The sequence below is a fragment of the Micromonospora sp. NPDC048843 genome (assembly GCF_040649965.1).
In the GTDB taxonomy this organism is placed as follows: domain Bacteria; phylum Actinomycetota; class Actinomycetes; order Mycobacteriales; family Micromonosporaceae; genus Micromonospora; species Micromonospora hortensis.
On record NZ_JBEZGJ010000262.1, the window covers coordinates 1 to 7,125 of the forward strand.

Consider the following 7,125-nt stretch of genomic DNA (forward strand, 5'->3'; position numbering starts at 1 on the left):
GGCGGGCCTGCGGGTCCGCCGCGCCGCGACCCAATGCGAGGGGGTACGGGCCGACATGTCAGCCGGAGTGCACACGGTCGCGGTGATCGGCGCGGGCAAGATCGGTGAGTTGATGCTCTCCGGGCTGCTGCGCTCGGGATGGCCGGTGGACCGGCTGCTGGCCACCGCCCGCCGACCCGCTCGCGCGGAGGAGTTGACCGCCCGGTACGGCGTACGGGTGGTCGACAACCTGACCGCGGTCGACGAGGCCGCTGTGCTCGCGGTCTCGGTCAAGCCGCAGGACGCCGCAGCGCTCCTCGACGAGATCGGCCCCAAGGTGCCGGCAGACAAGCTCGTCATCTCGCTCTGTGCCGGTCTGCCCACCAGCTTCTTCAGCCGCCGGTTGCCCGAGGGCACCCCTGTGGTGCGGGTGATGACCAACACCCCGGCGCTGGTCGACGAGGCGATGACCGCGATCTCCGCCGGCGCGCACGCCACCGGGGCGCACCTCACGCTTGCCGAGGAGATGTTCAAGCCGCTCGGCCAGACGATCCGGGTGCCCGAGTCGCAGCAGGACGCTGTCACCGCGCTCTCCGGCTCCGGCCCGGCCTACTTCTACCTGCTGGTCGAAGCCATGATCGACGCCGGGATCCTGCTCGGGCTGCCCCGTCAGGTGGCGCACGAGTTGATCGTGCAGACCGCGATCGGGTCGGCGGTGATGCTGCGCGACTCCGGCGAGCACCCGGTCAAGCTGCGCGAGGCGGTCACCTCGCCGGCCGGCACCACCATCTCCGCGATTCGTGAGCTGGAGAAGCACGGCGTACGCGCGGCGCTGCTCGCCGCGCTGGAGGCCGCCCGGGATCGCGCCCGCGAGCTGGCGGCACAGGCCGACTGAGCGGTCGGGGCGCGTCGCGGGGCCGTGCGTGCCGCATACTGGCCCGGTGTTCACACTTGCCCAGGCCCGGCACCTGGTGGCCACCCTGCAACCGCGCATCGACGAGTTGATCCGCGTCCGGGCAGACCTGGCCGAGTTGCGCGCCGACCTGGCCGACCACGGCGTGAGCGCGCTCGGTGGGCTGGCCGAGGTCAAGGCGCTGGAAGCTCGGCTGCACGCCGTCGTCGACGAGCTGCACCAGCACGACATCCAGGTCAAGGGCATCGCCCCGGTGCTGCTCGACTTCCCCGGCGAACGGGCCGGCCGCGCCGTGCTCTGGTGCTGGCTGGAGGGCGACTCCGACGTGCGCTGGTACCACCGGGCAGAGTGCGGCTTCGCCGGCCGCCGCCCCCTCTGACTCAGCCCGCCGCGGACGTCGGCAGGACCGGGTCGGGGGCCTCGGTCACAGCGAACACCACCACGTTGTCGACGTAGTGGCCGCGCCGCCGGTCGAAGTCGCCCCCGCAGGTGACCAGGCGCAGCTCCGCCCCGGGCGTCGGGCCGTAGACCACGGCAGTCGGAAACTGGTCCTTGCGGGTACGCAGCGACCCGGTCACCCGGAACGGCAACCGCTGCCCGCCGCGCCACACCTCCACCAGGTCGCCGGGCCGTAGCTCGCCGAGCCGGGCGAAGACCGCCGGGCCGCGTCGTGAGTCCAGGTGCCCGGCGAGTACGGCCGGACCGGTGTCGCCCGGGGCGGGGCCGCCGCCGTACCAGCCGGCGGTGTGGAAGTCGGTCGGCGGAATCAGCACGCCGGCGCGGTCCAGAACCAGCACCGTGAGCGGTGAGTCGACGTCGATGCGCGGTACGCGTACCCGCGTGGGTGGACCGTGTGGCGTGGGCGCGGCGGCCACCGACGGGCAGTCGTCACCGCAGCCGGGGTGCCAGCTCGCCACCGGTGGCGGCGGGCCGGTGGTGGCCAGCCCGACCCCGGTGCCGGCGGCCAGGCAGAGCGCCGCGCCGGCCGCGACCAGCGCGGCCAGCGGAATCCGGCGCTCTCGGTGCCGCCGGATCGACGGGTCCGGCCCGGCGCTCACCAGGTGGTGCGCCGCCGCCGGCGCCAGAGCAGCACTACCACCGCGCCGGCCGCCGCGGCCAGACCGCCGGCCACCAGTGGGTACGCGTCGAGCCCGGCCCCGGCGGTGCCACCGGCACCGGTGTCCACCCCGCCGGCCGGGACGACAGTGCCGCCCTCGGCGTCGCGGCGCAGCTCGGCGGTGAGCCCGCCCTGTTTCGCGTCGAGCACCAGCAGCGAGTAGACGGCGCCGCCGGTGAGGCGCACCTCGGCGTCGGTGCTCGGCCCGCCGGCCCCCGTCAGCTTCAGCCGCCAACTGCCCGGCTCGACCTGCTGGTAGTCGGTGGTGGTGGCGAACTGCACCCCGTCGGCGATCATCGGGCCGTCGGCGGCGGCCACGTCGAGCACCGGGGTCCGCACCGACGCCTGTACGACCCGCACCTTGGCGCGGCCGTCGGTGGGGGCGCTGAGATCGTCGTTGAGCACCCGCAGGCCGAGGTCGGCGTGCCGGCCGACACCGGCCACAGTGAAGGCGTCCCCGCTGGTAACCGCGACCTCGGTGGTGAGCACCGGGGGGTCGCTGGCGGGGGCGCCCGCCTCGCGCATGGCCACCGCGTACCGGCCCGGCGCGAGTTCGAGGTAGTCGGAGACCACGCCGTAACCGACCCCGGGGAAGACCTGCGGCTTCGCCGCGCCCGGCGCGGCCAGGTAGACGTCCACCGCCGGGGTGTCCGGGGAGAGGTGCGCGAGCCGGACGTATCCGACGGTGTCCGCGCCGGTCGCGGCGTTCGCCGGGATCGGAATGGCGGCGGTGGCGAGGGCGGTGCCGAGCAGGAGCGCGCCGGAGCCGGCCAGCAGCCGGCGGGGCACGGTACGGAGCGTGTGCATGTCGCCTCCGGGGGCACGTTCGGTGAGCGGGCGGCAACCCAGAGAACAGGGTCCCGTGAACAGGACTGCGGCGCAAGTTGCCACAGCGATGTTTTTTGTCGGCTGTCGCTACCGATCCGAGGCATGGGGGCGAGCTGTTTGGGTTCGCTCACGAGTGGCTACTGGACAGCAATGGTGACGGAGGTCGATGCAGGGGAGATTCGGTTCCGGCGGTCCCGCAGGCGGGTGCTGGGCCGGGTGACCTGCGCGGCGCTGGTGGTCCTGCCGGCCTTCGCGCTGCTCGGCATCGCGTTCGGCAATGCCTGGTACAACCCGCTTCCGCACGGGCCGATACTTCTGCTGGCGGCGATCCGCTTCCCAATACACCTACGGCGTCAGGGCGGGCTGCCCCTCCGGCTGACCCGCGACTTCCTCGAACTGACAGTGCCCGGCGCTGGGACGGTACAGGTCGACTGGCCCGACCTGACCCGAACCGAGGTGCGGGGCGGGGTCAGCCCGACCCTGGTCGTCGACATCGCCGATCGGGACCGGACCCGGCCGGTACTGGACCGCTGGGAATGGGGCCGGGTGGGCCTGTGGAGCAGGGCCCGCGGGCGGAGCCCGCAGGAGATCCACGTGTCGCTGGTCGCCACCACGCCGAACGTCCACCGACTGCGCGCCGAACTGGCGCACCGGATGGCCCGCGTCGCCGACGACCCGTCGCCCCGCCACCCTCCGCCCGACCACCCGGTAGGCGATCGTGGGGAGGGTGGCGGGCCCAGCTCAGCGGGTGGCGGCGGCTAGGGTGGCGCGCAGCTTCGCGGCGTCGCCCGGAGCCGGGTGCTCCCAGTCGGTCGGGCTGGCGGAGTAGAGCGTGCCGTACGCCGGCGTGTCCGGCTGGTAGCGCCACCCCTCGGCCAGCTGGCCGGCGTCCACCGCGTCGTAGCCGATCCGGTCCAGGAAAGCTGTCACCTCGGCCTTCGCGGCGGCGTCGTCGCCGGCGATCGCGAGGGCGCTGCGGTCGGCCGCGCCGGACGGCCGGGGGAGCGCGGCGAGGCCCTTGAAGTAGATGTTGTTGAAAACCTTGACCACCCGCGAGTCCGGCAGGTGCCGCTGGAGCAGCTCACTGCTGGTGGTCTCGCCGGAGTCCAGCTCCGGGAAGGTGCCGTCGCGCTGCGGGTAGTAGTTGTTGGTGTCGATGACGACCTTGCCGGCCAGCGGTTCCACGGGCACCGCGCGGTACGCCTTCAGCGGCACAGTGACCACCACCAGGTCGCCGACCTGCGCCGCGTCCTGCGTGGTGCCGGCGCTGGCGCGCGTGCCCAGGGTCCCGACCAGGTCGGTGAGGGTCTCCGGGCCCCGCGAGTTGCTCAGCACCACGTCGTAGCCGGCGTCGACCGCCAGTCGGGCCAGGGTGCCGCCGATGTTGCCACTGCCGATCAGTCCCACAGTTGTCATGCTCGTTCCCAACTCCGTCCACCCACGACGCATTCCCGACCAGACTGATGGGTTATTCCGGCTGCCTGCTGCCGGGCGGCTGCGGGGACCGTCAAGCCCGCGCTGTCCTCGTCGCGGACCTCGCGACCTTCGCTGTCCCGCCGGGTGCCTGGTCGCGGCGCGAGCCCGTTCTGCACAACGTACTGCTCACGCTTGTCGCCGACCGGCTCTCCGGCAACGTGCCACTCTCCGGGTGACGAGCAGTCCGGTGGCGGCCAGAGGTCGGGAGGCCCGGCGAGGCCGTCGATCATGGAGTTGTGGTGGGGGGCGTTTCGGGCCCATGGCGGTAATCCGGGCACCACGACTCCATGATCGACCGAGTCCAGCCCGGCCTGGCCGAGTCCAGCCCGGCCTGGTTCAGCCCAGTCGCGCCGCCCCGGGGCGTCAGGAGGTGGGGAGGGTCTTCTCGATGGCCGCGCGCAGGTCGTCGGAGTCGGGCTCGACAGTGGGGGCGAAGCGGGCGGCGACCGAGCCGTCCGGGGCCACCAGGAACTTCTCGAAGTTCCAGCGCACGTCACCGGTGTGCCCGTCGGCGTCCGCGCTATCCACGAGCGCGGCGTAGAGCGGGTGCCGGTCGGGGCCGTTGACGTCGACCTTCTCCGTCAGCGGGAAGGTGACACCGTAGTTGACCTGGCAGAAGTCGCTGATCTCGGCGGCGCTGCCCGGCTCCTGCCCGGCGAACTGGTTGCACGGCACGCCGAGCACCACGAGGCCCTGGTCGGCGTAGGAGTCAGCGAGCGTCTGGAGGCCGGCGTACTGCGGGGTGAGGCCGCAGCGGGAGGCCACGTTGACGACCAGCAACGCCTTGCCGCGGTAGCGGGCCAGGTCGGCGGGGCCGCCGTTGAGGGCGTCGATCGGGGTGTCGAAGACGGTCATGGGCCGAGGCTACGCGCCGGCCGGGTGTCGACCCGGGGTGGGCGCAGCGTACGCACTCCGTGCACCAGGAGAAATCGAAACATGCACATCTTGACGAACTGATGACGCCGTGAGTACCGTCTCACCATCTCTTTTGGAAAGTTTCCTAACAGTTCGGGAGACGCCTCATGAAAAGATCGCTCCGCCGGGCCCTCTGGGCCGGTGCCGTGGTCGCCGTGACCGTCGCAGCGGTGCCGGTGACCACCGCGTTCGGCGCCGGCACTGTCACCACCACCTTCACCAAGGCGCAGGACTGGGGGACCGGCCACGAGACGAGGGTGACCGTCACCAACGGCTCCAGCGCCACCGTCACCACCTGGCGCATCGAGTTCGACCTGCCGTCGGGCACCACCATCAGCAGCGCGTGGGACGCCGACGTCACCAGCAGCGGCAACCACTACGTCGCGGTCAAGAAGAGCTGGGCCGGCGGCATCGCCCCCGGCGCCTCGTTCAGCTGGGGCTACAACGGCAGCGGCGCCTACAAGGCACCGCTGAACTGCACCATCAACGGTGCCGCGTGCGGCGGCGGGACGACCCCGCCGACCACCACTCCGCCGACCACCACCCCACCGACGACGACGCCGCCCACCACCCCTCCGCCCACCACGCCACCGCCGACCACCAACCCGCCGAACCCGGGTGGCAAGAAGATCGTCGGTTACTTCGCCGAGTGGGGCGTCTACGGGCGCAACTACCACGTCAAGAACATCCAGACCAGCGGGTCGGCCGCCAAGCTGACCCATATCCTGTACGCCTTCGGCAACACCACCGGTGGCCGTTGCGCCATCGGTGACAGCTACGCCGACTACGAGAAGGCGTACACGGCCGCGGAGAGCGTGGACGGCGTCGCCGACACGTGGGACCAGCCGCTGCGCGGCAGCTTCAACCAACTGCGCAAGCTCAAGCAGCTGAACCCGCACCTCAAGGTGATCTGGTCGTTCGGTGGCTGGACCTGGTCCGGCGGCTTCACCCAGGCCGCGCAGAACCCGGCCGCGTTCGCCGAGAGCTGCTACAACCTGGTCGAGGACCCGCGCTGGGCGGACGTCTTCGACGGCATCGACGTCGACTGGGAGTACCCGAACGCCTGCGGCCTGACCTGTGACACCAGCGGCCCGAACGCGTTCAAGAACGTGATCGGCGCGCTGCGGTCGAAGTTCGGGTCCAGCGCCCTGGTCACCGCCGCCATCACCGCGGACGGCAGCAACGGCGGCAAGATCGACGCCACCGACTACGCCGGCGCCATCGGCAACCTCAACTGGCTGATGCCGATGACCTACGACTACTTCGGCGCCTTCGCCGCCCAGGGTCCGACGGCACCGCACTCACCGCTCACCTCGTACACCGGCATCCCGCAGCAGGGCTTCAACTCCGACGCGGCGATCCAGAAGCTCAAGAGCAAGGGCGTCCCGGCCAACAAGCTGCTGCTCGGCATCGGCTTCTACGGTCGGGGCTGGACCGGTGTCACCCAGGCCGCTCCGGGTGGCAGCGCCACCGGCGCGGCGCCGGGCACCTACGAGGCCGGCATCGAGGACTACAAGGTCCTCAAGAACACCTGCCCGGCCACCGGCACGATCGCCGGCACCGCGTACGCCAAGTGCGGCAGCAACTGGTGGAGCTACGACACCCCGTCGACCATCAACGGCAAGATGACGTACGCGAACAACCAGGGCCTCGGTGGCGCGTTCTTCTGGGAGCTCTCCGGTGACACGAGCAACGGCGAGCTCATCGGCGCCATCAAGGGCGGTCTCGGCTGAGCCGAGGGCCGACGCACCACCCACACGGCGGGAAGGGGCCCGCACCGTCCCTTCCCGCCCGTGACACAGCGGCCCGGCCGACGCCCGTCCACGAACAGCGTCGGCACCGCACCCAGCAACTGCACCGCGAGACCGCCCAGGGATGGCCCGCCCAGCGCGGTGGC

The 7,125-nt window shown here is 72.0% G+C and carries 9 protein-coding genes; 5 read left to right on the top strand and 4 right to left on the bottom strand.

Annotated elements, in window-relative coordinates:
- Positions 1 to 55: 55 nt before the first annotated feature.
- On the top strand, positions 56 to 874 hold the full coding sequence (gene proC, locus AB0C20_RS33895) for a pyrroline-5-carboxylate reductase (RefSeq protein WP_091407583.1): 819 nt from the start codon (positions 56 to 58) through the stop codon (positions 872 to 874).
- 46 nt (positions 875 to 920) lie between these two features.
- Entirely contained in the window at positions 921 to 1,271 is a 351-nt protein-coding gene (locus tag AB0C20_RS33900; protein ID WP_357180829.1) for a DUF2203 domain-containing protein, read from the top strand.
- A 1-nt stretch (position 1,272) separates the two neighbouring features.
- Here the strand turns inward: AB0C20_RS33900 and AB0C20_RS33905 are convergent, their stop codons facing one another.
- Together AB0C20_RS33905 and AB0C20_RS33910 are read right to left on the bottom strand one after the other, a co-directional pair.
- Positions 1,273 to 1,950, bottom strand: a complete 678-nt coding sequence (locus AB0C20_RS33905) for a class F sortase (RefSeq protein WP_357180826.1) — start codon at positions 1,948 to 1,950, stop codon at positions 1,273 to 1,275.
- Positions 1,947 to 2,816, bottom strand: a complete 870-nt coding sequence (locus AB0C20_RS33910; protein WP_357180824.1) for a DUF4397 domain-containing protein — start codon at positions 2,814 to 2,816, stop codon at positions 1,947 to 1,949. Before AB0C20_RS33910 ends, AB0C20_RS33905 begins: the two co-directional genes overlap by 4 nt.
- Positions 2,817 to 2,987: 171 nt before the next feature.
- Between AB0C20_RS33910 and AB0C20_RS33915 the strand changes: the two genes are divergently transcribed.
- Entirely contained in the window at positions 2,988 to 3,599 is a 612-nt protein-coding gene (locus AB0C20_RS33915) for a hypothetical protein (RefSeq protein ID WP_357569532.1), read from the top strand.
- Here AB0C20_RS33915 and AB0C20_RS33920 read toward each other — a convergent pair.
- Complete coding sequence (locus tag AB0C20_RS33920; protein WP_357569533.1) at positions 3,579 to 4,253, bottom strand: NADPH-dependent F420 reductase; 675 nt, start codon at positions 4,251 to 4,253, stop codon at positions 3,579 to 3,581. The genes AB0C20_RS33915 and AB0C20_RS33920 overlap by 21 nt on opposite strands.
- Before the next feature lie 47 nt (positions 4,254 to 4,300).
- On the opposite strand from AB0C20_RS33920, the gene AB0C20_RS33925 reads away from it, so the two are divergent.
- Positions 4,301 to 4,489 (top strand): hypothetical protein, encoded by a 189-nt coding sequence (locus tag AB0C20_RS33925; RefSeq protein ID WP_357180815.1) that lies wholly within the window; start codon positions 4,301 to 4,303, stop codon positions 4,487 to 4,489.
- Between the two features lie 187 nt (positions 4,490 to 4,676).
- On the opposite strand, the gene AB0C20_RS33930 is transcribed toward AB0C20_RS33925, so the two are convergent.
- A complete protein-coding gene (locus AB0C20_RS33930) occupies positions 4,677 to 5,168 on the bottom strand; it encodes a glutathione peroxidase (RefSeq protein WP_357569534.1) in 492 nt (163 codons plus the stop codon).
- Positions 5,169 to 5,335: 167 nt separating this feature from the next.
- On the opposite strand from AB0C20_RS33930, the gene AB0C20_RS33935 reads away from it, so the two are divergent.
- Complete coding sequence (locus tag AB0C20_RS33935; protein ID WP_357180808.1) at positions 5,336 to 6,961, top strand: glycosyl hydrolase family 18 protein; 1,626 nt, start codon at positions 5,336 to 5,338, stop codon at positions 6,959 to 6,961.
- Positions 6,962 to 7,125: the final 164 nt, after the last annotated feature.